This is a genomic window from Heyndrickxia sp. MSNUG (assembly GCF_049532715.1).
GTDB lineage: Bacteria > Bacillota > Bacilli > Bacillales > Cytobacillaceae > Mesobacillus.
On the sequence record NZ_CP150978.1, the window covers coordinates 3,515,709 to 3,541,787 of the forward strand.

At 41.2% G+C, this 26,079-nt stretch carries 23 protein-coding genes, 1 pseudogene and 1 riboswitch; of the genes and pseudogenes, 1 reads left to right on the forward strand and 23 read right to left on the reverse strand.

Features of this window, described 5'->3' with window-relative positions; all coding sequences use genetic code 11:
• Window positions 1-188: 188 nt before the first annotated feature.
• From gerE to AABM38_RS17770, 5 genes are all read right to left on the reverse strand, one after another.
• Window positions 189-413 (reverse strand): spore germination transcription factor GerE, encoded by a 225-nt coding sequence (gene gerE / locus AABM38_RS17750; protein WP_019154738.1) that lies wholly within the window; start codon window positions 411-413, stop codon window positions 189-191.
• A gap of 141 nt (window positions 414-554) precedes the next feature.
• On the reverse strand, window positions 555-1,022 hold the full coding sequence (locus AABM38_RS17755) for an acyl-CoA thioesterase (protein WP_423407583.1): 468 nt from the start codon (window positions 1,020-1,022) through the stop codon (window positions 555-557).
• 404 nt (window positions 1,023-1,426) lie between these two features.
• The gene (gene sdhB / locus AABM38_RS17760) at window positions 1,427-2,188 is read right to left on the reverse strand and encodes a succinate dehydrogenase iron-sulfur subunit (protein WP_423407584.1); all 762 of its coding nucleotides are present in this window, start codon (window positions 2,186-2,188) and stop codon (window positions 1,427-1,429) included.
• Between the two features lie 5 nt (window positions 2,189-2,193).
• The gene (sdhA, locus tag AABM38_RS17765; protein WP_423407585.1) at window positions 2,194-3,951 is read right to left on the reverse strand and encodes a succinate dehydrogenase flavoprotein subunit; all 1,758 of its coding nucleotides are present in this window, start codon (window positions 3,949-3,951) and stop codon (window positions 2,194-2,196) included.
• 47 nt (window positions 3,952-3,998) lie between these two features.
• The gene (locus AABM38_RS17770) at window positions 3,999-4,607 is read right to left on the reverse strand and encodes a succinate dehydrogenase cytochrome b558 subunit (RefSeq protein WP_423407586.1); all 609 of its coding nucleotides are present in this window, start codon (window positions 4,605-4,607) and stop codon (window positions 3,999-4,001) included.
• Window positions 4,608-5,070: 463 nt separating this feature from the next.
• Between AABM38_RS17770 and AABM38_RS17775 the strand changes: the two genes are divergently transcribed.
• Complete coding sequence (locus tag AABM38_RS17775; protein ID WP_423407587.1) at window positions 5,071-5,526, forward strand: YslB family protein; 456 nt, start codon at window positions 5,071-5,073, stop codon at window positions 5,524-5,526.
• A 158-nt stretch (window positions 5,527-5,684) separates the two neighbouring features.
• Here the strand turns inward: AABM38_RS17775 and AABM38_RS17780 are convergent, their stop codons facing one another.
• The 18 genes and pseudogenes from AABM38_RS17780 to AABM38_RS17865 form a co-directional block, all read right to left on the reverse strand.
• Window positions 5,685-6,683, reverse strand: coding sequence for a nuclease-related domain-containing protein (locus AABM38_RS17780; RefSeq protein ID WP_423407588.1), 999 nt, complete (start codon window positions 6,681-6,683; stop codon window positions 5,685-5,687).
• Between the two features lie 338 nt (window positions 6,684-7,021).
• A complete protein-coding gene (locus tag AABM38_RS17785; protein WP_423407589.1) occupies window positions 7,022-8,254 on the reverse strand; it encodes an aspartate kinase in 1,233 nt (410 codons plus the stop codon).
• Between the two features lie 192 nt (window positions 8,255-8,446).
• Window positions 8,447-8,624, reverse strand: a riboswitch (Lysine riboswitch).
• Between the two features lie 71 nt (window positions 8,625-8,695).
• A complete protein-coding gene (uvrC, locus tag AABM38_RS17790) occupies window positions 8,696-10,468 on the reverse strand; it encodes an excinuclease ABC subunit UvrC (protein WP_423407590.1) in 1,773 nt (590 codons plus the stop codon).
• Between the two features lie 15 nt (window positions 10,469-10,483).
• Window positions 10,484-11,953, reverse strand: a complete 1,470-nt coding sequence (locus tag AABM38_RS17795; protein ID WP_423407591.1) for a hypothetical protein — start codon at window positions 11,951-11,953, stop codon at window positions 10,484-10,486.
• 117 nt (window positions 11,954-12,070) lie between these two features.
• Window positions 12,071-12,988 carry an FTR1 family iron permease gene (locus AABM38_RS17800; RefSeq protein WP_423407592.1) on the reverse strand — a complete coding sequence of 306 codons (918 nt, stop codon included), beginning with the start codon at window positions 12,986-12,988 and terminating at the stop codon, window positions 12,071-12,073.
• Between the two features lie 35 nt (window positions 12,989-13,023).
• A complete protein-coding gene (locus AABM38_RS17805) occupies window positions 13,024-13,776 on the reverse strand; it encodes a hypothetical protein (RefSeq protein WP_423407593.1) in 753 nt (250 codons plus the stop codon).
• 47 nt (window positions 13,777-13,823) lie between these two features.
• Window positions 13,824-14,606, reverse strand: a complete 783-nt coding sequence (locus AABM38_RS17810) for a glycosyltransferase family 2 protein (RefSeq protein WP_423407594.1) — start codon at window positions 14,604-14,606, stop codon at window positions 13,824-13,826.
• A gap of 1 nt (window position 14,607) precedes the next feature.
• Window positions 14,608-16,074 (reverse strand): alkaline phosphatase family protein, encoded by a 1,467-nt coding sequence (locus AABM38_RS17815; RefSeq protein WP_423407595.1) that lies wholly within the window; start codon window positions 16,072-16,074, stop codon window positions 14,608-14,610.
• A complete protein-coding gene (locus tag AABM38_RS17820) occupies window positions 16,058-17,002 on the reverse strand; it encodes a lysylphosphatidylglycerol synthase transmembrane domain-containing protein (protein WP_423407596.1) in 945 nt (314 codons plus the stop codon). The genes AABM38_RS17815 and AABM38_RS17820 overlap by 17 nt, the downstream gene beginning before the upstream one ends.
• Entirely contained in the window at window positions 16,986-17,939 is a 954-nt protein-coding gene (locus AABM38_RS17825) for an NAD-dependent epimerase/dehydratase family protein (protein WP_423407597.1), read from the reverse strand. Before AABM38_RS17825 ends, AABM38_RS17820 begins: the two co-directional genes overlap by 17 nt.
• Before the next feature lie 114 nt (window positions 17,940-18,053).
• Entirely contained in the window at window positions 18,054-19,241 is a 1,188-nt protein-coding gene (locus tag AABM38_RS17830) for a hypothetical protein (protein WP_423407598.1), read from the reverse strand.
• A 236-nt stretch (window positions 19,242-19,477) separates the two neighbouring features.
• Complete coding sequence (trxA, locus tag AABM38_RS17835) at window positions 19,478-19,792, reverse strand: thioredoxin (protein ID WP_423407599.1); 315 nt, start codon at window positions 19,790-19,792, stop codon at window positions 19,478-19,480.
• Window positions 19,793-19,964: 172 nt separating this feature from the next.
• On the reverse strand, window positions 19,965-20,942 hold the full coding sequence (locus AABM38_RS17840) for an electron transfer flavoprotein subunit alpha/FixB family protein (RefSeq protein WP_335376385.1): 978 nt from the start codon (window positions 20,940-20,942) through the stop codon (window positions 19,965-19,967).
• Between the two features lie 39 nt (window positions 20,943-20,981).
• Window positions 20,982-21,755, reverse strand: coding sequence for an electron transfer flavoprotein subunit beta/FixA family protein (locus AABM38_RS17845; RefSeq protein WP_423407600.1), 774 nt, complete (start codon window positions 21,753-21,755; stop codon window positions 20,982-20,984).
• 90 nt (window positions 21,756-21,845) lie between these two features.
• Window positions 21,846-22,620, reverse strand: a pseudogene (locus AABM38_RS17850) (enoyl-CoA hydratase).
• Between the two features lie 144 nt (window positions 22,621-22,764).
• A complete protein-coding gene (locus AABM38_RS17855; RefSeq protein ID WP_335376388.1) occupies window positions 22,765-23,367 on the reverse strand; it encodes a TetR/AcrR family transcriptional regulator in 603 nt (200 codons plus the stop codon).
• 215 nt (window positions 23,368-23,582) lie between these two features.
• Complete coding sequence (locus tag AABM38_RS17860; protein WP_423407601.1) at window positions 23,583-25,286, reverse strand: long-chain-fatty-acid--CoA ligase; 1,704 nt, start codon at window positions 25,284-25,286, stop codon at window positions 23,583-23,585.
• 342 nt (window positions 25,287-25,628) lie between these two features.
• Window positions 25,629-26,033: a DUF350 domain-containing protein gene (locus AABM38_RS17865; protein WP_335376390.1), complete on the reverse strand. Its 405-nt coding sequence runs from the start codon at window positions 26,031-26,033 to the stop codon at window positions 25,629-25,631.
• Window positions 26,034-26,079 lie beyond the last annotated feature (46 nt).

The window sequence follows — 26,079 nt, forward strand, 5'->3', positions numbered from 1 at the left end:
CGCCATTTTTATTGCCGTTAAAACTTGATTTCCAGACCGACAAAACTTTTTTATTATTTTCCTATTGCCCTTATTTTCTACTTTTTTCGAGCAAATTTCAAGACAGAATTCATTTCCATACATTGAGTGCTTCTTAATCTCCCCTTATAAACATCTAACCGGCCTCCCAAAAGGTTGGCCGGTCTAGATTAAAGTTCTAGCTCTCCCATACGCAGGAGCTCTACAACAGCTTGGGAACGCCCCTTTACACCAAGCTTCTGCATGGCGTTTGAAATGTGGTTCCGAACCGTTTTTTCGCTGATAAATAATTCACTAGCGATCTCTTTTGTTGTTTTGTCTTGGACTAACAGTTCGAAAACTTCTCTTTCGCGTTTAGTGAGTAATGGCTTGTGAGTATATTCATTTTCCTTCAAGTATTGTAACCCTCCTTGCCTTCGCCAGCTGTGAACTGCGGGGTGGGTATAAATTTAGTCAACATATCTTATGTGAAGGAAAGAATTGAAGTGACAACATTTCAAGGGCTTATTACTCTTTTTTATAAAAATGTTCAAAATTTATTTCACAACAGACTTTTTGCTCTTCGAAAGCAGGTGGCGCATCTCATCTGACCAAGGAACACCCTTGCCCGTCCTCTTGGAAATCTGAACGATTGTTCCCCGTCCTGCAAGGCAAATCAATCCGTCTGCCTTCTTCCCCATGTAATGCAGATCTACAGAAGAATTGCCGATTGAATTTGCTTTCACATATATCTTTAAATCTTCATCAAAATAAATCTGGCTTAAATAATCACATTGCAAATCCGCAACAACCGGAATCGTTTCATTTTCTGGCTTAACCCAGTCTTGCATGAACCCCTGGCTTTTGAAAAAATCGATCCTCGCCATTTCAAAATAAGTAAATGGAACCGTATTATTCAGGTGGCCAAACATATCTGTCTCAGAAAATCTGACCTTCACGTCATGATAATACTCAAACTCTTCTTCCCAGCTTACGATGTCGTCGATATAATTGGTTTTCTTCATGTATTAGCCTCCTGGTTAACTGAATGAAGATTCATTCTTTTCTTTATTATAAATATATTTAGTTTTTTTGAAAACCCTTAGCATCTCTAGGCAACTATGCCTAATGATAATAAATTTGTTTTCCAGGAAAAAATCGAATGATAAGGCAGAATTCTTTTTGCTATTATTGTAGGGTTTACTTCAAACACTTTTCGTTAACTTTTTCTCTTTCTCAACGAAAGTAAAAATCGTAACATTGGTTTTTACTAGTTTCAATGTGGTTAGTTCAGGAGTTTGCTCGAAAAGTGCATGGTTTTAAAAATGCGAATAAATATTTCTTCAAAAAAAATCATCCATGCGAAAACGTTGGAAAAGAACCATAAAAAATGCCTCCCTCTCTGTTTAAGAGAGGGAGGCATTTTTCATTAAACCTGGTCGCTTCCGAAGAAGTTTTTGAATGCTTGCAGAGTTGTATCACGGTTTAGAGCTGCAATTGAAGTAGTCAATGGAATTCCTTTAGGGCAGGACTGAACACAGTTCTGGGAATTACCGCAGTTAGCAAGTCCTCCGTCTCCCATGATTGTTTCAAGTCGCTCGCCTTTGTTCAGTGCACCTGTTGGATGGGCGTTGAACAAACGAACCTGTGAAAGCGGCTGCGGTCCAATGAAATCAGATTTACTGTTAACATTCGGACAAGCCTCAAGGCACACACCACATGTCATACATTTAGATAGCTCATATGCCCATTGGCGCTTCTTCTCAGGCATACGTGGTCCTGGTCCAAGGTCGTATGTTCCATCGATCGGAATCCAGGCTTTAACACGCTTCAAAGAATCGAACATGCGGCTGCGGTCAACCTGAAGGTCACGCACAACAGGGAATGTTCTCATCGGCTCTAACCTGATTGGCTGTTCAAGCTGGTCAACCAGGGCAGAACATGACTGACGAGGACGTCCATTGATGACCATTGAACATGCGCCACATACTTCCTCAAGACAGTTCATGTCCCATGCAATCGGAGTTGTCGCTTCACCCTTTGCATTCACCGGGTTACGGCGAATTTCCATCAATGCGGAAATCACATTCATATTCGGACGATATTCAAGTTCAAACTCTTCCTGATAAGGGGCTGAATCAGGAGTATCCTGGCGGCTTATGATAAAACGGACAGTTTTTTTCTCTGACATGCCAATTACTCCCCTTTCTTCTTAGAATAATCGCGCTTGCGCGGTTTGATTAATGAAGTATCAACATCATCATAATGGAATGCTGGAGCAGAATTTGAATCTACAAACTTAGCCATAGTTGTTTTCAAGAAATCCTCATCATTACGATCAGGGAATTCAGGTTTGTAGTGTGCTCCTCGGCTTTCGTTACGGTTGTAAGCACCGATAGTGATTACACGTGCTAGCTGAAGCATGTTTTGGAGCTGGCGTGTGAACACAGCACCCTGGTTGCTCCATTTTGCTGTATCGTTAATGTTAATACGCTTGTAGCGCTCCATTAATTCAACAATCTTCTCATCTGTCTTCAATAGTCTGTCGTTGTAACGAACAACCGTTACATTATCCGTCATCCACTCGCCAAGCTCCTTGTGAAGGACATATGCATTTTCATTTCCATCCAACGACATGACGTTGTTCCACTTGTTCTGCTCCTGCTGGACGTGCTGATCAAAAATCGCAGAAGAAACAGCATCAGAACTCTTTTCAAGACCGTCAATATAACGAATTGCATTTGGACCTGCTACCATACCGCCATAAATAGCTGACAATAATGAGTTTGCACCAAGGCGGTTTGCGCCATGCTGAGAGTAGTCACATTCCCCAGCTGCAAATAATCCAGGAATGTTCGTCATTTGGTCATAGTCAACCCAAAGTCCGCCCATTGAATAGTGGACTGCAGGGAAGATTTTCATAGGAACTTTTCTAGGATCGTCGCCCATGAATTTTTCATAGATTTCAATGATGCCGCCAAGCTTGATATCAAGCTCTTTTGGATCCTTATGTGAAAGGTCAAGATAAACCATGTTCTCGCCATTGATTCCTAGCTTTTGGCTAACGCAAACGTCAAAGATTTCACGTGTTGCGATATCACGAGGAACAAGGTTTCCATATGCAGGATACTTCTCTTCAAGGAAGTACCATGGCTTACCATCTTTATACGTCCATACTCGTCCACCTTCACCACGAGCAGATTCACTCATTAGGCGAAGCTTATCGTCGCCAGGAATTGCTGTCGGGTGGATCTGGATAAATTCACCGTTTGCATAATATGCGCCCTGCTGATATACAATCGCAGCCGCAGAACCTGTGTTGATTACAGAGTTAGTTGTTTTCCCAAAGATAATTCCAGGGCCGCCAGTTGCCATGATAACAGCATCTGCAGCGAACGACTTGATCTCCATTGACGTGAGGTTTTGAGCCGTGATTCCCCGGCAAACGCCATCTTCATCAAGTACAGCACCAAGGAATTCCCAGCCCTCATATTTAGTAACAAGGCCAGCAACCTCATGGCGGCGTACCTGCTCATCCAATGCGTATAAAAGCTGTTGTCCGGTAGTTGCACCGGCAAACGCCGTACGGTGATGCTGTGTTCCTCCGAAACGGCGGAAGTCAAGCAAACCTTCTGGAGTACGGTTGAACATTACGCCCATACGGTCAAGAAGGTGAATGATTCCAGGCGCAGCTTCAGCCATCGCCTTTACAGGAGGCTGGTTCGCAAGGAAGTCCCCGCCGTAAACCGTATCATCGAAGTGCTCCCATGGAGAGTCACCTTCACCTTTTGTATTTACTGCACCGTTGATTCCGCCCTGTGCACAAACAGAGTGTGAACGTTTCACCGGTACAAGAGAGAACAGCTCAACAGGTGTTCCTGTTTCAGCCACCTTTATTGTAGCCATTAAGCCAGCCAAACCGCCGCCGACTACGATAACCTTACCTTTACTCATCGTGACTCACTCCCTTAAATCCATGTCTGTCTTAAATTCCGATCAATTTATACAAATGCCAAGATTGCGCGTACTCCCACGATGGAAAGCGCAATGAATACTCCAATAGTAATGTAAGTGGAAATCACTTGTGCACGAGGCGTTACAGTGATGCCCCAGCTTACGAAGAAAGACCACAATCCATTAGCAAAGTGGAAAGTAGTTGAAATGATACCGATTATATAGAACCAAAGCATAAACGGAGAAGATAGAATGGTCTCCATCATCTGGAAGTTCACATCAGAACCAAAAGCAGCTGCGATACGAGTTTCCCAAACATGCCAAGCTACGAAAATCAGGGTGATGACACCTGAGACACGCTGCAGCATGAACATCCAGTTCCTGAAATAGCCGTATTGCCCTATATTGTTCTTAGCCGTAAAAGCAATATAAAGTCCGTAGATTGCATGGAATAATAGTGGTAAAAAGATAATGAAGATTTCTAAAAAATACCTGAAAGGCAGCTGCTCCATGAAATGAGCCGCTTTGTTAAATGATTCTTCTCCCCCTGTAGCAAAATGGTTGACTACAAGGTGCTGCATAAGGAAAAGTCCTACTGGAATTACACCCAGCAAAGAATGCAGCCTCCGCCAATAAAACTCTTGTTTAACTGCCATATGTATACCCCCCTTGAAATTTGGCCGTGATGTACAGGCTTTTCTCCCCTATTAAACTGACAGTTTGATTAACCCCAACATCATATTACAAAACAAATCTTACAATTATGTGACATGTTCATTTTACTCCCATCATAATAGAGCGTCAAGAAAACGGATACATAAAAAAGTTTATATAGGTAAAATTTTTTAAATATATTGATATTGTAAAAATGCCACTTTCTAATTATTTTAACGTCGGTTAGAGTATATTAAAATAATAGTATTACCTTTTAGATGCCAATGAAATAAATTTCCCGGATGATTAAATTTTAGCTTGTAAAGAATTGGGTATGGTATAAACATGGAAAATAATTATAGAATCTTTCTTGCCCATCTAAAATTTAACAGATTATTAATTTAGAATCGCTGGTAGTTTTTTTGGCAAATTGTTTATAATAGAGTAATAGAAAGAGGGGAGAACATGAGTGAATTAACAACTTCAGAGCAGCAGACTGAAAGCGAGCCACTTTCCGTTTCCGCTTTTGGGTATGAATTAGTCAGAGAAATCCTTTTGCCAGAACTGCTCGGCAAGGATACTGCTGAAATACTCTATTGGGCAGGTAAACGCCTTGCCCGCAAGTATCCATTATCGACACTGGACGAAACAATCCGCTTTTTCCAGGATGCAGGCTGGGGCACCCTTTCAGTTAAGGAAGAAACAAGAAAACAATTGGTGCTGGAACTTGGCAGCGAGCTGATTTCCTCTCGGTTAAAACATAACGCAAACTCCACATTCCAGCTTGAAGCAGGGTTTCTCGCACAGCAGATGGAATTGCAGAAGAATGCTACAGCCGAAGCCTTCGAACACCCCAATAAGCGTTCATTCCGAATCCAATTCACTATTAAATGGGATAAAAATGATTTTGTTACTGAATAATTTTTTCTGAACCTTGCCGGAAGATGAAGACTAGTGGCTTCGGCAGATGGGTCCAAAATGGAATTTCAAAAAGAAAAGTAACATGGCCAGGGCTAATCGCTCTGGCTTTTTAGTGTATTTTATTTACACCTTTATAGTAATTTCAAGGGCAATATCAGCTAATTCTTTTTAGGAGATTTTAAATGAAAGAATGTCTCTTTATCTTTAGGCATATGATAGACTCGTCCTTTCGTTGCTCCAGAGAATGGGAGGTTTAAAGTAGAAAGCAAATTGCCTGATGATCTTGAAGTTGGTAACAGGAGAAAATCCTTAAGTTCTTGATTCGTCATTGTTGGTTTGATTAGTAGAAAATAGTCCAGAACTGCACTATGATGTGCTGCCTTAGATCGTAGCAAACAGTGAGGACAAACCCATATCCATTTCATTCTCTTCATTCCAAAATAAGAGCACGATGGACATTGTACACCCTTTTGGAGATCAGCGGGTGAAAGAGAGTATATCTTGAGGATATCGGGATGAAAAGGAGAATGCTTTTTCACGAGGGTTTTGGAGATTTTTTTCAGGTCTTTATCTTGAAAAAATTCGTTAAAATGATTTGTATCAATTTTCATTATACGATCAACTAAAACATCTCCTTTTACAACATACTTGTAAAGAAAGGGGTCATCCGTCTTAATTATTGTTGAAGAATTACTGATGACAACAAGAGTATGAATCAGGGGCACTTTAAAATTATTAGCTTGAAGCCACCTATTGAAATGCCACTTTTGTTTATTCACCTGAATGACAGGATGATCATATGCCTTTTCTTTATCTTGTTTTGTTTGGATCATTTGCTCAGAATCTTTTTCAAACAAAAGGGCACCGGAATGATTTTTGGTCTCTATTAGAAGGAAATATCGACGGGTTAGAATGAGGGTATCAATTTGAAACTTCCAGGAATCATCTGTTAGCCGCAAATCACGAAGGATCCAATAATCTTTTTCAGGTAAAAAACTTAAACGGTAGTCGGTATTAAGCTCTCCCTTATATCCTGACTTCCATCCTTTATAATCATCCTTGATTAATGGCAGTTTAGAATTATGATCGTATAGTCTGTTAATAAGTGCTTCAAGCTTTCTGAGCCTGATTGGGTAATCCCTATCTTTTATTATCAAAATAGACCTCCTTGACGCTGTTTTTTCTAATTTTCTTTAAAAGAAGGTCAAATTCCTGCCAATATGCCTGAGATATTATGAATTTTCTAAGGCAGAAGAGCCTTTCATACTAAATTCATTAAGTGAAAATTTTTTTCACCAGTTGAACGAACTTTTTTACCAGTTGGATTAGATAATTCACTAGTTGGAAAGGTTTTTTCACCAGTTGAAGCAAAATATTTCACCAGTTGAGAATTCTTCTCCTATAAAACACCCTACCAGCTAAATTTTTAACACAGCCCCACTCCTAAACAACGAAAAAAGCTTCCCGGAATCAATCCCGGAAAGCTTTCACCCATTTACTTCGTTTTAACCGACTCAGAATACAACTCAAACGCTTCATGCAGTGATTCTACCGCATTCACCATCTGTTTTTCTTCGATCACCGTGGAAACCTTGATTTCCGATGTGCTGACCATTTTCACCTGTACGCCGTGGCCTTCTAAAACTTCAAACATTTTTGCGGCTACACCTGGGTTTGATACCATGCCTGAGCCTACAATGGACACTTTAGCCAGGCCTGTTTCTGATTCAATTGCTTTATAATTCAATAATTCCTTATTGCGTTCTAATACATCTAAAGTTTCTGGTAAATCATTGCTTTTGATTGAAAAAGAAATGTTGGCAGAATCTGCTTCTGTCCTGCTTTGGACGATGATGTCAACATTGATGTGGTTTTGAGCCAATGTTGTAAAAATGGTTGATAGTCCCTTCATTGATGTGCTAACTCCAAGGACTGATACTCTTGTAATTTTGTCTTCAAATGCCACTCCACGAACGATTAAATTCTGTTCCATCCCAATTTCCTCCTCGATGATCGTACCTCTTTCTTTTTCCATGCTGGATCTTACCTCAATTGGCAGCCCGTAGTTCTTTGCAAATTCCACCGCTCTTGGATGGAGAACGCCCGCTCCCAGGTTTGCCAGCTCAAGCATTTCATCATAAGAAACACTTAACAGCTTCCTTGCACTTTTCACATACCTTGGATCTGTCGTGAATACACCCGTCACGTCAGTATAGATATCACACTTATCTGCCTTTAACGCTGCTGCCAATGCTACTGCTGTTGTATCAGATCCGCCACGGCCAAGTGTCGTGATCTGGCCATCATCCGTCACTCCCTGGAAACCGGCTACAATAACAACTTTGCCATGCTCAAGGTCGTTTTTAATTCTGTCCGTTTCGATATCTACAATCCTGGCGTTACTGTGAACATCCTCTGTTTTGATTCCAGCCTGCCAGCCTGTATAGGAAACAGCTTCAATACCCATTTGCGCGAGAGCCATAGAATACAAAGCGATGGTTACCTGTTCACCTGTCGTTAAAAGCATATCCATTTCTCTCCTAGATGGAGCGCTCGAAATTTCATTAGCCATGTCAACTAAATGGTCTGTCGTTTTCCCCATCGCGGATACGACAACCACGATGTTATTTCCATTTTGCATTTCTTCAACAGTTCTGCTGGCAGCGTTCTTGATTCTCTCAACAGTGCCAACAGAAGTTCCTCCGAATTTCTGTACAATTAATCCCATTTACCTTCCCCTGCCTTTTCCTTCTTATTTCTGCCTCTATAAAGAGCTTCATGGCAAAATCCGCATATGTATTTTCCCCTAAGGATGTTTTCGCATGACATTCAGATGTGAATATGGACGAAAAATCCTTATAAATACAAAAAAGCAATGAGAGTGTCTCCCATTGCTTGATAAACGCATATATACGCTGCAACATGAGATAGCACTCCAAGATGGCAATCTTGACAATCCAGCGTTTATTCAACGAAGGACCAGCGGGAAAAAGAATAGGCATTCCCCCACTTCGGCGACCATCCCCTTTCAAAGCCCTTCACAGAATCCTATAATTCTCCTGGCTCTTACTCTTGAAGCTCGCACCTCTATCTTCACTTTAATGCTCTAAAGTGATAGCTATATGAAATTTTTTCTTATTATAGCACACTAAAAAATAGATTGCTACCGTTAGTTCTGCAATTTAGTAAACAGTTCCTGCGCTACAATGGACGGCAAACCAGCAGCAATCAATTCCTCAATGGAGGCTTCCCTCATTTTTTTCACGGATCCAAAATGTTTCAGCAGCGCCTTTTTACGCTTCTCGCCAATACCAGGGATATCGTCAAGCAATGATTGAAAAGCACTTTTCCCCCTGAGCTGGCGGTGGAATGTAATTGCGAACCGGTGGACCTCATCCTGGATTCTTTGCAGCAGGTAAAATTCCTGGCTGTTCCTTGGCAGGCTGATCACTTGCAGTGGATTGCCGTATAAAAGCTGGGAAGTCCTATGCCTATCATCTTTTGCCAGACCCGCGATTGGAATATCGAGGCCAAGTTCATTTTCGAGTACATCACGGGCAGATTCGATATGCCCCTTCCCACCATCGATGATAATCAAATCAGGCAGGGGAAGATCTTCTCTCAGGACTCTTGAATACCTTCGCCTTACTACCTCCCGCATCGACTCATAATCATCCGGTCCTACTACAGATTTGATTTTATACTTACGGTATTCCCTTTTTTCAGGCTTGCCGTCTATAAAAACAATCATAGCGGAAACAGGATCGGTCCCCTGGATATTCGAGTTATCAAAAGATTCGATACGGTGTGGCGTGTAAATGCCCATTTGAATTCCAAGATTCTCGACTGCCTTGATTGATCGTTCTTCATCGCGTTCAATCAGTGAAAACTTCTCAGTGAGAGCGATTCCGGCGTTCTTTGAAGCAAGGCGGACAAGATCTTTTTTCTGGCCTCGCTGCGGCTTTAGCACCTTTACTTCAAGCAGCGCTTCGGCCATTTCCGTATCAACGCCTTCAGGGACGAGAACTTCCTTCGGCTTGAAATGCTCATTCTTCGAGTAAAATTGGCCTAGGTAAGTGAGGATGTCTTCTTCCGGTTCATTATGGATTGGGAACATCGAAACCTCTCGTTCAATTAATTTTCCTTGCCTGATAAAAAATACTTGAACACACATCCAGCCCTTGTCCACGACGTACCCAAACACATCGCGGTCGGTAAAGTCAGTCGAGGTCATCTTCTGTTTTTCCATTGTAGCCTCAATATGAACAATTTTATCGCGGAATTCCTTCGCTCTTTCAAAATCCAGTTCTTCAGCAGCCGCGGCCATTTTAGCTGTTAAATCAACTTTAATATCTTTAAAGCCTCCGTTCAGGAAGCGGGTAATTTCATCTGTGATTTTTTTGTACTCTTCCTTGCTTACATCCTTTACGCAAGGCGCGAGGCACTGACCCATATGATAATAGAGACAAACCCGGTCCGGCAGCGTGGAACATTTCCTTAGTGGATAGATCCTGTCCAAAAGCTTTTTCGTTTCATTGGCTGCCTGGACATTCGGATATGGCCCGAAATATTTCCCGCTGTCTTTTTTAACCTTGCGGGTGATGATCAGCTTTGGATGGCGTTCTGCAGTCAGCTTGATAAATGGATAGCTCTTGTCATCTTTTAACATGACATTGTACTTAGGATCATATTTCTTGATCAGGTTAATTTCAAGGACAAGTGCCTCCATATCTGAGGAGGTAACGATATACTCAAAATCTTCTATTTCATTTACTAGACGCAGTGTCTTCCCATCATGTGAGCCGGTAAAATATGAACGAACCCTGTTTTTCAGTATCTTAGCTTTCCCAACATAGATGATGGTCCCCTGCCGGTCCTTCATTAAATAGCATCCTGGCTGTGCCGGGAGAATAGCCAATTTATTCTTTATCTGATCATTCATACTGTTCACCCCCTGTTACGGTGTCCATTTATATAAAATAATTTCATTGTAGACTGGATCGAATATTTTTTCGGAGTCGAAACTCTTTATCTTTTCAACTCTCTGATCTATCTCAATTCCCTGTGCCCTAAAGCCATCGACTACTTTATCAGTCAAATACACTGTTTTATCTTTATATAAGCTCTGGTCATGCAGAAATACTTTATACGTATTGATCCTTTTATGTGAATAAGGCATTTTTAAATACTCCAGGACTCTTGTTTCTTCCCATGTATATAACACAAATTCCTCATTGGTCTCCTCAAGAAAACGGGCAAGCTGGTAAACAGCAGGCTCCTCGTTTGCCTGTGTTTTCACAAGGTTCGCTGAAACCATTGCCTGGGCAATAAGAAGTATGAGAATCAATAAACTGCTATAAATACTTGGGTACCTTTTGAAAAATGCAGACAATACTAAGAAGATAAGTATCACTGCCACGGGCAGAATATGTCTGGCCTTATCGATATTTTGAGCAAACAGTGCCCATATGCCATATGCAGACATCATCAAGACACCTAAAGTGAAAGGCATATTCTTAAAAAGCTTACTTTTTGTTCCCGGCCAAAAAATGAATAGGCCGATAACTATATATAATACCATCAAAACATGTGTTCTTGAAAATATTCCCCACCAAAAAATGTTGGTAAACAAGAATATTTTTATTCTGGCAATAATCGATAGGTCATTTGAGGCCGTTGTTCCGCCCCATTCTTGAAAATGGCCGCCAGTAAACCCAAAGGCAAGTTCCAGAAAATTAGCAATTCCGCCTTCTGTCATGATTAGCCCGCCAATCCAGATTAACTGGAACACACCTGCAGCGAGAGTATATGTTAATAGTCCGGAGAATCCAATTTGATGATCTTTCCATTTTTTATAAAAGAGATAAATCATCCCTGCACCCAAAGGAATATAGCTAAGCCTGATCCCCAGGAGTACGCTGAATAAAAACAGCGGCAGCAGCAGCCATTTGCCTGATTTTCTTTCCCAGGCCGTGACAATGCTCCAGAAATACCACCAGAAGACGGCAAGAGCTGCACCTTCCGACATTGGCTGATTGACTATGATCAATGGATAGCTTGCGGTATAAATAATCGCCGCCGCCATAAAGGCGCTCTGCCTGGAAATCAACCTGGATGCGATTAAATAAACCGGAAAGATAGAACTCGCATATATTAAAATATTAAACAGCACCAGAGCTTGACTCGGTTCAGCTACGATGAACTTTGTCAGCAAACCTCCCAGAATAAAGTAAGGATAGCCTGGAAAATGGGGCCGCATCGCCCTAAGGTCATACCTTTCAATTGCAAGCGAAAAATCCACTTGATCCCAGGAAGAAACAAAAGGATTTAACGAACTGAGCTGCAGCCCAAATACATACATTACTACGACCAAACTTACCGCCACTATTGCTGGACTTTTCCATTTGTCATAAGTCAACTTTTTCACCAACTAACTTCTTCATTAAAAAACACTAGAGCCATAATGAAAAATAATAAGGTCTAAACGTATGAAAAAAGCACAAGGAATTTCCCTGTACTTTTTTCTGGAGAGAGGAATCTATGTTTATTTCACCTGCGGTTTCAATACATTTACTTGTTTGTTTTCTGCAGGCTTCTGTTTTTTCGTGCCACGTGTTGAAGTCAGCAGGAAAATGCCTGCAAAGTATCCGATATAAGCAATGACTTCCTCAATGGATGGCATCGAAGAGTAACCGAACAGTGCTTTTAGGAAGATGCCGATATCACCTGATAATAATGGTGCAACTCCGTTGTCACGTACATAGTGTGCATAATCAATTGGATGTTCAGGCATGAACCATGTAATGTCATAGACATGCGGCATTACACTGCCGATCAAGTTTATGTCCTGCATCATTGAAATTGCCTGTACCAATAACCCAGCTGAGATCAGGATGATGAATGCCCCAGTAATTTGGAAGAAGGTTTTAAGCTTAACCTTCATTGTTCCTTTAAAGAACATATATGAAACAACTACCGCAATAAGTGTTCCAGTAAGGGCTCCCCAGCCTTGCATTGCAGCGCCGATATTACCGCCGGTGATTGCAGCAAAGAAGAAAACCGTTTCAATACCTTCACGCAATACAACCAGGAATGAGTGGATGACCATACCGACAATATTTCCTGTCGAGATGAACTTGTTCATTTTCCCTTCCATATTGCCCTTTAAGTCCTTGCTGTGGCTCGCCATCCAGAATACCATTTGCGTTAATAACACGGTGGATACGAGCATGATTCCAATCTTCAGGTAAATTTCGCTGCCCATCGCGGCAAATCCAGTGAATACCACCTGGAACAGGATCGCCACCCCAATACTCGCCAAAACAGCCAGTCCGGCACCCAGCCACACATACTTCGTATACTTAGAGTGGTCCATCCTCTTTAAGTAAGTTGTGATGATCCCGACGATTAACAACGCTTCCAATACTTCACGGAAGGTAATCAGTAATGCTTGAATTTCCATTGCCCATTCTCCCCTCTCCAAGGTGTGGTCAAGCTTTAACCTCTTCTTTTTCTAATGCCGATAAAAACAACTGCCGCAATGATTGCGACGATCAGGATTAACGGAATCCAGTTTCGGATGTTGGATAAATCGGTCCAGTCTTTTTTTCCAGTTCCTTGTTCTTCTACTGATTCTGTAAAATGCCCAACTTCCAGGCTCGCAAGATTGAATTCCTTTTGCAGTGCATTAAGGATTTCTTCCTTATTGCTTTTAAATGCTTCTATGTCAGATGGTTTTTTCCCGACTCCAAAAAGTCCAGGATTGCCAAGTGCCTCAAGAGCAGCATCGAAATCAGCTTTCATTTCCTTATCTAATTCCGCATTGTTTGCCTCTACTTTTGGCGATAAAGCCTGATATGTAGCGAAGCCTTTTGCTAGCAGTTTTTTGGAGGTATCATACTCCTCGAAATTCTTTTCAATACTTTCAAGCCTTCTTGCAATATTCAAAATCAGAAGCTTCTCCATGTTTTCGATTGTAGCTTCTTTATTTTCGTCATTTAAATTTTTCATGATGATTTCTCCAGGCTCAGGTCCCATATGCATATCTGTTTCTTCTTTTACCGTTTCAAATAGGGACTTTGCTGCAGAGAAATTCGGAGGGTTCTCATCAAGTTTCAACTGCATCTCCTTGTAGACCTCTGCCACTTTCTCTTCATTAGGATCTCCATATGAATAAGCGCTGGCAGGCTGTGGATTGCCGTTAATGAGAATCAATATCAGTGAAAAGCAAAAAAATATGGCTTTTTTCATTTGTTTCCCTCCTACAATGATAATGATAATGATTATCATTCCTTATGTCAATCATATTTGATAATCGTCACTTTTTTGTCACTATTATTACTACTTTTATATAGGTATCTATTTTTCGCCGAGTCCCTCTGCACCTTTTTAACCGGACGGGATATTTCACGAATAATAGCCGGGACAACATTTGTCATATATTTTCGAAAAGAAATGAAGGAAGTCCCAGTCGTCCTGACCCTGTACTGTATCGGCACTTCAAGCACCCTGAATCCTTTTCGTACAAGATTCAGCGTCAATACCTGGGCGTAATTATAATCATGGATGATCTCAGCATGTTCAAGGACTTCTCGTGAAAATGCACGCATGCCTGATTGACCGTCATAGAGCCATTTTCTTAACAGCAATGTTTGGAGAAAGGTGAAAAAATAATTCCCCATCCTGCGGTGGAACTTCATCCCTCTTATAGTGCCCATAAATCTGGATCCCATTGTATAATCAGCTTGATTTTCAAAGAGTGGCTTTACAAGTTCCGGGATCTGCCATGCAGGATACTCTCCATCCGCATCGATCATCACCCCAACATCTGCACCAAGATGAAGACATTCTTCCAGCCCTTTACGGACCGCGGCTCCAAGACCGCGGTTCTTTCCAAAACTTATTATATGATCTGCTCCCGCTTTTCTTGCTGCTGAAACGGTTTTGTCGGTAGAGCCGTCGTCAATCACCAATATCTCTACAAGATCAGCACCCTCGAATTTTCGCGGGATGTTTTCAATAACTTCTCCGATTGATTCTTCTTCATTAAATGCAGGCAAAAATACGATTACTTTATTCAAATCATTTCTCTTCCTTCTGTTCTTTTATAGCGTCGGTAAGAACCTTCCCCCGGCTGCTGGCAGGATACGGCGCACCGAGCAGATACGAAATCGTCGGCGCCAGCGATACGAGACTATGCTTTTCCTGAACTTTATTCCCTTTGGCAATATGGGGGCCGTGCATGAAAAACGGCACAAATCTTTCACCTTCATCAAGGTGGCCGTGACCGCCTATTCCGTCAGCCTGGCCATGGTCTGCACAAATCACAAGAGTGGTATTTTCCATTTTCCCCTCCTGATCCAGCCATTCTACAAAATCCTTAATGAGTGCATCTGCCTCTTCAATTTTCTCAATATAATCGTCGTACAATACTCCACGGCTATGACCTACCTGGTCTGTCCCAATCATTTGAACAATAAACAGGTCCGGGTCCTGCTCTTTCATGATCTTCCTTGCTCTTGCAAGCATATTGGGATCTGCTTTGTCTTTATGCATAACGGCCGTGACAGTTTCGACATCACTTCCCATGGAATCTACTAAATGGGCAATACCAAGAAGTCTTCCTCTTTTGCCAACCTTCCTTAGGGAATCAAAAATGCTTTCAGTCTTAATCCCAAGCCTCCATACCATATTTGAAGTAATTCCATGTTCGAACGGATACGTCCCGGTGAACATGGAGCTAAAACAAACAACCGTACGCGCAGGATATACCGTTTCCATATTCAAATATTCTGTTCCGTTTTCTTTTAACCCGTCTAAAAATGGAGTGTTTGCCTCATAAAAGCGCTCTTTCCTCATTCCATCGATCACAATCACAATCACTTTGTCCGACAGACCGTTTTCGGGAATTTCAGGTCCATCGTCCTTTGTAAAGGTCTCGTAAGCCTTTGGCTTCCAATCGAATAGGTACTTGTGGAATATAAAAGCAAAAACCAAAATAAAACCGTAGAATAATCCTAATTCCACAAGTGGAATTCCTTTATTAGCTAACAATGAATTAAAGGATAGTTCCCAAACTGACAAGAGGAGAAACACTTTCTGAAGCTGTTCCTGAGCATTTCCGCTAGTGGAATCGCTGTTTTTCAGGACAAGCATCCAAAATCTCGTGAAATTCAGCCAGGATGTCCCAATCCTTAAATGATAGTAAAAGGTACCCCAGAAAAAGACTGTGAAGAAAAAGTAAAGCCCTGCTGCGAAAAGTAACAGGCTGATATTTAGACCTGGCCAGATGATGATAAAAGTAACGAATGGAATCCATAGATAGTTTCTCAAAAAAAGTGGAAAATCATAAATAAAATACATGACGAATAATGGAATTACCGTAAGAAATGCCAGTAAGAAATCCACTGTCATCTCTGGGCTGCCAAGATCGCCCAAATGAAATAACAGCATGGTGCCGACTGTAAAAATCGGTGTAAACGGTTTTCCTTCGTTAAGCAAATTCCAGCATCGTGCAGCGAATTTTTCAAATTTAGATGCGCTTTTCATTTTGAACCTTCTTTCCCCAAAAACCATTTCTTCTCAGCTCTCCAATCATGTGAGCAGGAGAAGATAGAATTAAAATTAAACCTGATAGATAAGAAAATATAAATTTAAAGCTGTGACTTAATAGAGCGGCTGTGTAAGCATCCTTTCCTCCAATCCCTGTTAAGACTAGAGCGGCTGTCATCACTGATTCGTATGTAGAGATGCCTCCTGGAGTGACTTGGAAAACCTGTCCGCCCACTGTCAGTGAGTTCACCCATATGCTATTAAAAAAGGGAAAAGACAGCTCCATAGACTTTAGAATATTCCAGAGTACAACACTTTCCAACGTCCAGCTGCCTATTATAAGCGGGAGGATAAATAGACTGTTTTTTTGATTCACTGCAAGTTTTACCATAGTCAAATGTTTATGAAAAAAAGCTGGCATGTACTTTTTCATTGTAAACACAGCAAGAAGAATGAAGCAAAGTACACCTGCAGCAATCCATCCTGAAAAATCAGCTCTAATTTCTTTCCCCATGAAAAATAATCCTGCTCCGCTGAAAAAGAGCAATACTGCCATATCGATCAATCTCATTACGACCACAGAATGTGCAGCTTCATCCAAAGATATTTCTTTTTCTCTTGAAGCGAGTATTCCCGCTCGCAGTATGTCCCCTGCTTTTACTGGGGTAATATGATTAATGAACAAACTTATAAAGACTCCTTGAACACAGGTGGAATATCTTACAGATTTATATATATAGATTTTCCAGGCTAAAGCTCGAAAAAGGAAAGCCAGTCCATAAGCTGCACAGGTCCACCAAAAAAGGGAAGACCCAAAGAATCGCTTGCCTTCATTCCATAAATCTTCTATATGAAAATATCGGAAGGTTAAGATGGCAAAGACGACCACAAAAACAAATCCAGCCAGTTTAAAGTATTTTTTCATTATTTTTAGCCCAGCCTACTGTTTTCGCCAGCCCTTCCTTAAAAGAAACCTTTGGCACGTAATTCAGAAGCTCTTTTGCGCGGGATAGGTCAGCCCAAGTAGCATTTACATCTCCCTTGCGAAAGCCTGAGTAATTAATTTTCATATTCGGGAAATGATCGGCCAAACCTTCGACCAGCTCTTCTATCGACACTGGCTGTGAAGAACCAATGTTGATGATATTTGTTCCTTTTCCGCATTTAATCGAGGCATATATTCCTTCCACGCAATCATCGATGTATGTATAGTCACGGGATGTGCCGCTTCCAAAGACAGTGATTTCCTCATCCTTCATCAGATGGCTGATAAACTTGGATATTGCCATATCCGGTCTTCCCCATGGGCCGTAGACAGTAAAAAAGCGAAGAATTGTCATATCATACTTGTACATACTTGCAAACGCATGGCAAAATGATTCAGCACCAAACTTGGCGGCAGCATAAGGAGAAATGACTTTGCCTGTTGCCATTTCTTCCTTTAACGGTTCATTAGCCTGGTCACCATAAACGGAGGAGGATGACGCGAAAACGACATGCTTTACATGTGATTCTCCAGAGAACTTCAATAGGTTGGCTGTCGCTTTAATATCATAATCCACATATTCTCCTGGAGCTTCCAAGGAATAACTAACACCTGGCAATGCTGCCAAATGGACAACACAATCGGCATTAAAAGCAGCAAAAACATCAAGAACCTCTTCTGCATCTTTTAAAAGGCTCAACTCTTTAAACATAAAAGAGCCAGCTTCTTCAATGAAAGCCAACTGCTCTCTTTTCCTCTGCCTTGAATAGTACGGATGCAGTTCATCTATAATTAACACTTCATGCTGAGCTTGAATTAACTTCCTTGTTAAATGAGAGCCGATGAATCCCGCTCCGCCTGTTACTATTATTTTCACCTGCTTAACACCTCAATATCTGTTGTCTGACCCTTTTATATTATAGAGAAAATCTGAGGGTTAGTAAAAAAGGGAAAAACCTTGTCATCCATACAAGGTTTTTCCGTTATCTATTTATTTTGCTGCATCAATGACAGAGTTTAAAGTCGCTTCCAGCTCTTTCATTAATGCTTCAGCTTTTGCTTTATCTTGCGATTTAACCGCATCTAAATATTTTTGGGCATTTTCCGAAAGAGTTGCAGATTCAGTATCTCCGATTAGACGTTTAATGTCTTCGCCGATCATATCGATGAATAAAGCACCTTCAAGAGCAGTGATTGCACCTTTATCCTGACCGATATTCTCTACACTTTCCTCATATTCATGGAGGGCAATTTTTGCGAACCCTCTAACTGCGGCCTTATTTACTGCAGCTGGATCGATTGTTTTAACATCTGTTTCCAGATTGAATTGCTTTTCAATAATTTCAGCTTCTTCAGGTGCGTTCTTAATTAGATAGCTAGCATTTGATTGATGGAATGCCCATCCTTCTGCCTGTTCCACTTTTGCAGCTTCTGCATCTTCCTTCGCTTTATCAGCAGCTTTTGTCGCATAGCCATTTGGCAATGCAGCAGTAGCAAGGTAAAAGGTTTTCATTAACGTTTTATCAACTACTTGTTTTCCGAGCTGGAACGCTAATTCATCATCCGCTTCAACAGCCTTTTCCATTTCTTCAAAACCGCCTGAAATCGCATCTCTCATGTTCGTGCCGTATGCATCATCACGCTTTTGGACAGTACCTTCAATAATAGCATAAAATTCTTTTGCCTCTTCAATCTCTTCTTTTACTTCATCTTTATTGCCCCAGTTTTCTGCTACTTCATTGAATTCATGTTTTACTGTTGTATAGAATACTTTCTGCATTAACTTATCAAAAATTTGTTTAACCACTACTTTATCCATTGAACCATCTTTGCCTGCCTGAAGTGCAGTTGTAATATGCTGATCAATTGTATCTTCGAATTCCTGATCTCTTTGTTGAACTAACGCTTGAAGATTCTCATTATAGAGAGTTGTTACTTTATCAAAGTCTACTTCTTTACCCTCTTTTGCTTTTTCCAGTTCGGCGACTGCTTCCTGGAAGACAGCACCATATTCAACTTCTTTCTCTGCAGCTTCTTCGTGATCTTCTTGTTTTACGGTTTCTTCCTGTTTTTTCTCTTCAGGTTTTGATGCGTTATCATCCCCAGCACCACAACCTGCCATTACAGTACTTGCCATAATGAAGCTAGCAAAAATAATTTTTAAATCTCTTTTTTTCATGATAGTAAACCCCCATTAAGTATGTATTTAATTTATAATTTTAATTGATAATGGTTTTCATTTGACAGTTGTAATTATAAGCGAGAATGATTATCACTGTCAACAAACTTTCTGAATAAAAGTATGGCAAACTATTGAACATTTAATTTCCTAATTCATTAGGAAATACTTCACAGAAAGAACAGGCAAATAAAAAAATCCCGCCTTCATATGAAGGCGGGATTTTAGTTTCATGATTAGATATGTTGAGAAAGTCTGTCAGCAAGTGCTTCTTTAGGCTGGAATCCAACTACTTTATCTACTTGTTGTCCATCTTTAAGAACAAGTAATGTTGGGATGCTCATAATGCCATGTTTAGCTGCAGTTTCCTGGTTGTCGTCAACATCAAGCTTAACGATTTTAACTTTGTCGCCCATTTCTGCATCTAATTCTTCAAGAACAGGAGCGATCATCTTACAAGGTCCGCACCATGGAGCCCAGAAGTCAACAAGGACTAAGCCTGATCCTGTTTCGTTTTCAAAAGTTTGGTCTGTAGCATGTGTAATTGCCATTTGTTTGCCTCCTAAGTAAATCTGAAATAATAACGAAAGTATATCATCGTTTACCAATTGATGCTATTTATTTGCTCTCGTTGTAATTTACCCTTTTCAACTATGAATATTCCTTATAAATACATTTAGTTTCAACATAAAAACGGACGCGTTTGACGTCCGTTTTTAGTTATTATGCATTCACCTTAAGCTTCTTGAACTCTTCAGTAAGCATTGGAATAACTTCAAACAAATCTCCTACAATGCCGTAATCTGCCACTTTAAAGATATTTGCTTCCGGATCTTTGTTGATCGCTACAATTACCTTTGAATTGGACATACCAGCAAGGTGCTGGATGGCTCCGGAAATACCTGCCGCGATATAAAGGTCAGGGGTGACTACTTTACCTGTTTGGCCGATTTGCAAAGAGTAATCGCAGTAATCAGCATCACAAGCGCCACGAGAAGCACCTACAGCTCCGCCAAGTACATCAGCTAGTTCTTTTAGCGGATTGAATCCATCAGTGCTCTTCACTCCACGGCCGCCAGCGACTACTACTTTCGCTTCGGAAAGGTCTACACCTTCGCTAGCCTTCCGGACGACATCCTTAATAATTGTTCTTAAATCCTTGATTTCAGCTGATACAGACGAAACGTCACCTGACTTGCTTTCATCTTTTTGAAGTGGAGCGACATTGTTCGGACGGATCGTCGCAAAAATAAGGCCATCTGTAACAATCTTCTTTTCAAATGCTTTACCAGAATAAATCGGACGAGTGAAGACTAAGTTTCCTCCTGCTTCCTCAACACCGATCGCATCAGAAATGAGTCCAGAGTTTAATTTACTAGCAATTTTAGGTGCCAGATCTTTTCCTAATGACGTATGTCCAAAAATTAGTCCTTCTGGATTTTCCTGTTCAATCACTGCCATTAAAGCCTGTGAAAATCCGTCAGGTGTATATTGTGCAAGCTTTGCATCCTCTACTGCAACAACTCTGTCAGCACCATACTGATAGAGATCTTTTCCTAAAGAACTAACTGAGTCACCAATTAATACACCTACAACTTCTCCGCCCTCAGCAACTGTTTTAGCTGCAGCAATTGCTTCGAAGGATACATTTCTTAGTGAACCGTCACGCGCTTCTCCCAATACCAATACTTTTCTTGCCATTTGATTTACCTCCTGCGTATTTATTCTTCCTGTATTGTCTTAAACGACTTTCGCTTCTGTATGAAGCAGGCTGACAAGTTCCTTTACCTGATCGGCAAGATCGCCTTGAAGGACTTTTCCTGCCTCTTTTTTAGGAGGAAGATAAATTTCAATTGTCTTTGTTTTCGCTTCTACGTCATCTTCTTCTAAATCCAGGTCATCCAGTTCAAGCTCATCTAGCGGCTTCTTTTTTGCTTTCATGATACCTGGAAGAGATGGATAGCGTGGCTCGTTAAGTCCCTGCTGTGCTGTTACAAGAACTGGAAGACTTGTTTCAATTACTTCTGAGTCTCCTTCTACATCTCTTGTGATCGTTGCAGTGGAACCATTGATTTCAAGCTTAGTAATTGTTGTTACATAAGGAATTCCAAGCTGGTCTGCTACTCTTGGTGCTACTTGTCCTGAGCCGCCGTCGATTGCGACATTCCCGCCAAGGATCAAGTCTGCTTCTTTATCCTTTAGATATTCAGCAAGGATTTTCGCAGTCGTAAATTGATCACCATTCTCAACGTCATCCTCGATATTGATCAGTACTGCTTTGTCTGCACCCATCGCAAGTGCTGTGCGCAGCTGCTTTTCCGCTTCTTCGCTGCCTACTGAGACAACAGTCACTTCACCGCCATGAGCGTCTCTTACCTGTATTGCTTCCTCAATCGCATACTCATCGTATGGATTGATAATGAACTCAGCGCCGTCTTCATTGATTTTACCGTTTGCGATTGAAATCTTTTCTTCTGTATCGAATGTCCTTTTCATTAGAACGTAGATATTCATTATTTGACCTCCTAAGTATTCAAACATTTTAGCTGTTCTAAAGATTGAAATAATTTATATTAAAAAAATATTTACTGCTAAAAGGTTTGCTTATTTACCTTTGAAATCCGGATTTCTTTTTTCAAGAAAAGCCTGAATTCCTTCCTGCCCATCCTCTGAAAGGAATACATCTCCGAAGAGCTTAGCTTCTTCCTTAACTCCCATATAGAAGGAATCAGTCTTTGAATGGTTTAAAAGTTTAATAGCAGCGCCAATGGAAACCGGGCTTTTCTTTGCAATCTTCCGAGCCATATTGTATGCGTTTTCAAGCAACTGTTCATCGGGGTATGCGTGGTTAGCTAAACCGAATTGCACTGCTTCTGTACCCGTTATTGGGTCACTTGTAAACAGCATTTCTGCAGCTCTTGCAACACCTACATAGCGTGGGAGACGCTGGCTTCCTGCAAATCCAGGTATTAATCCTAGCTGCAGTTCCGGCAATCCCAGCTTAGCGTTTTCCGCTACAAGACGGAAATGGCATGCCATGGCCAGCTCCAATCCTCCGCCTAATGCTGCGCCATGGATGGCAGCAATAATTGGCTTCGGAAAATATTCCATACGTTCAAATAAGTCCTGGCCATACTCTGCGAGCTTCGCAAAATCTTCACCAGTTTTAATGGTCGTGAATTCTTTGATATCTGCTCCTGCAGAGAAGAATCTTCCTTCACCGTGGATCAGTACCACTCTGATCTCCTGATTCCCCCTCGATTTCGTCGAGCACTGATGAAAGTTCTCTCAGCAATCCTGACGAAAGTGCATTGGCTGGCGGACGAGTAATTGTAATGGTTGCAATCCTGTCCTCCGTTGACCACTTAAGATATTCCACGTTTTCCCCTCCCTTTTTTATTAAGGCTGTATTTCGCAAAGCAATGGGTATTCTCTTTTTTACGAAACAGCCTTACTATGTACTCCTCACTCACCAGCGGCTTTACCATGGGTAAAATGCCGAAAGATTGCGATAAGAGCCTAATTAGAGGACCGGTTTGGTGTCCTGGTAACCACAGCCGTTAATCAGAAGCTGATGGACTGCTTTTGCCAGGTCTGGAAGATTGTATTTCTGTTCATTCATTACCCATGAAGTGACAGTTTCATCAACCGTCCCAAAAATCATCTGCCTTGCAAGACGCAAATCAAGGGAGCCAGAAAACTCTCCATTCTCTATGCCTTCCAAAATGATTCGGTCAATCAGCATTAAGTAGCCTTTCAGCACCTCGTTAATCTTATGCCTGAGATCCTTATTCGACTGCCTTAGTTCCAGCTGGGTTACAATTGCAAGATGCCGGTCTTTGGAAAGCATCTTAAAATGCGTTTCCACCAACATGTATAATTTCTCTGTCGCGGTTGTTTTTCCTGCAATTTTTTGTTCGATGTTTTCAACGAAATAACCCATTTTCTCCTGGAACAGAGAAATCAGAATGTCTTCTTTATTCTTAAAGTACAAATAAATTGTCCCATCGGCCACTCCAGCTTGCTTGGCTATTTTAGACACTTGAGCCTGGTGGTAGCCGTTTTCAGCGATAACGACAACTGCTGCGTCAATTATTTGCATGTATTTCGGCCTGTTTTTTTTCATTACTTTCACTCCCGCTCCAGGAAAAGCACAAGCATTAAAATGCTACAGTGACACACTCCCGTTTACGATTTTTATCTGCAAATAGTTTACTGAATGAATCGTCATTCATATTTTTATAATAGTATCCAGTCACATTTCTGTCAAGGAAATGTGTTTCATTTGGACAAGCCCTAATATCCAAAAAGAAAGAGCCGATTTAGGAGCCGGCTTTCAAGTTAAGCTCGCTTCTGTTCATCTTCCTGTCTTTTTGCTTTTTCTTCATCTACAAGTGCTCTGCGCAGGATCTTCCCGACAGCTGTTTTCGGAAGCTCTTTTCTAAACTCATAAAGTCTTGGAACCTTATAAGCTGCCAGGTGTTTCCTCGCATACTCATTAAGTTCAGACTCTGTCACTTTAGCGCCTTCCTTAAGCACAACATACACTTTGACTGTTTCGCCACGGTAAGGGTCTGGTATGCCAGCTGCGACTACTTCCTGGACCGCAGGATGTTCATACAGCACCTCTTCAATTTCCCGAGGATAAATATTGAAACCGCCGGCGATGATCATATCCTTCTTCCGGTCGACAATGTAGAAATAACCTTCGTCATCCATATAGCCAAGATCTCCGGTCAATAACCATCCGCCCCTTAGGACTTGTTCCGTTTCCTCCGGCCTGTTCCAATATCCCTTCATAACCTGTGGCCCTTTTACTGCTATTTCGCCGATCTCTCCTTGAGGCAGCGGTTCGCCGGTTTCCATTGATAGAACGACAGAATCCGTATCAGGCCAAGGAACACCAATGCTTCCTTTTACTCTCTTTTTGTCCCATAGGAAATTTGCATGTGTGACCGGTGATGATTCTGTTAAACCATAGCCTTCTACAAGCTTTCCCCCTGTAACTTCTTCGAATCGTTCCTGCACTTCGACTGGCAGAGGGGCTGAGCCGCTTATGCATGAATCAATCGATGACAGGTCGTATTTTTTTAAGTCAGGATGGTTCAGCAGACCAATATAGATGGTCGGAGCACCTGGGAATAAAGTAGGCTTCTGTTTCTGGATTGTCTTCAATGTCGTTTCCGGATCAAATTTAGGCAGCAGGACCATCTTCGACCCTTGCATGACTGATAGAATCAGGACAGCCGTCATTCCATACACATGGAAGAATGGGAGGATGCCAAGTACCGTTTCTTCTCCCGGCTTGCATTTATAGAGCCATGCATTACACATCGCTGCATTCGCAACCAGATTTTTATGCGTCAGCATAACGCCCTTCGGAAATCCGGTGGTTCCGCCGGTGTATTGCAATAATGCCAAATCTTCTTCAAAATCGAAGTCATACTCTTTAATCTGACCGGCAGGCTGCTTCATAATTTCATTGAAAAGGTGATTCTGGCCTTCATGCTTGACGTTTACGATAATTCCATATTGCTTCTTCTGGATGAATGGGTAGACAAGGTTTTTAGGGAAAGGAAGATAATCTTTGATAGCGGTTACAATGACATTCTCTAAATCCGTGTTCGAAATAATTTTAGAAACCCTCGGGAATAAAATATCTAAGGTAATGATTGCTTTGGCGCCAGAATCCTTCATCTGATATTCCAGTTCGCGCTCCATATAGAGTGGATTTGTCTGAACGACGATTCCGCCCGCCATCAGGATTGCATAGTAGCTGATGATTGATTGCGGAGTATTTGGGAGCATGATTGCCACCCGATCTCCTTTTTCAATTCCCAAAGATTGCAGATAAGCAGCCAATTTTTTCGCATAGTTATAAACCTGCTTATACGTCAGTTCCTTTCCCATAAAGTGTATTGCGACTTTTTCAGGAAATTTCTCTGCAGTATGCTTCAAATAATTCTGGACTGTTGCTTCCTGAAGATTCAGTGTAGCAGGTATCTCCGGTGGATATTGCGATAGCCATGGCCTGTTTTCCAACATTCGTTACCCCCTTATTTAAAATTTTTTGAAAATTCTTTTGTTTTCCTCATTATAATATAATGGTCTTTTTATGACAATTAGAATAGTTTTTTGTAGGATATTTGGTCTATAGGGCATGTCCTGACGAAATATCCAGATTGCGCTTTAACACAACATAACTTTTCAACATGCTTAAGGGTTACAGTAATTTTCACCGAAAAAAGAAGAACCGCCAAATAATAGGCGGTCCCAAAAAATACTCTAAGTAAAAAACATCATATAGATAAAGCCGACTAACAGGAATACTCCACATAGAATCAGCAATATTTTTGCCAGTTTTTCCATCTGATCATTGTCCTCCTGTTATATTCCCGAACCGATTATATAGGACAGGCCAACCGAGATCACCATGGAAATGAAGCCAACAGCACGATTATCGTTCTCGATTTCCTTATCAATATTGAATTTTGGAGTCAGGAATTCAAAAATAAAATATCCAATCAAGAGCAGCACAAATCCGTAGACTCCCCAATTTATCATAGTCAGCAATGAGTCATGCTGATTGATAGAGTGGCGAAAGATATTGGCCACACCGAAAATTTTTCCACCCGTGGCCATTGCAACTGATATATTGCCCTTTTTTATTTCATCCCAGTTGCGGTATTTCGTCACTAATTCGAAAACAGCCAGGAATACGACCATGCAGAGAATCGCCACACTATAATAACCCGCTGTCACAACAAATTCATTTTCCCAGAAGTGATCCATATCCCATTCTCCCTGATCTTAATTAAAATTAAGTTCTAGACATATT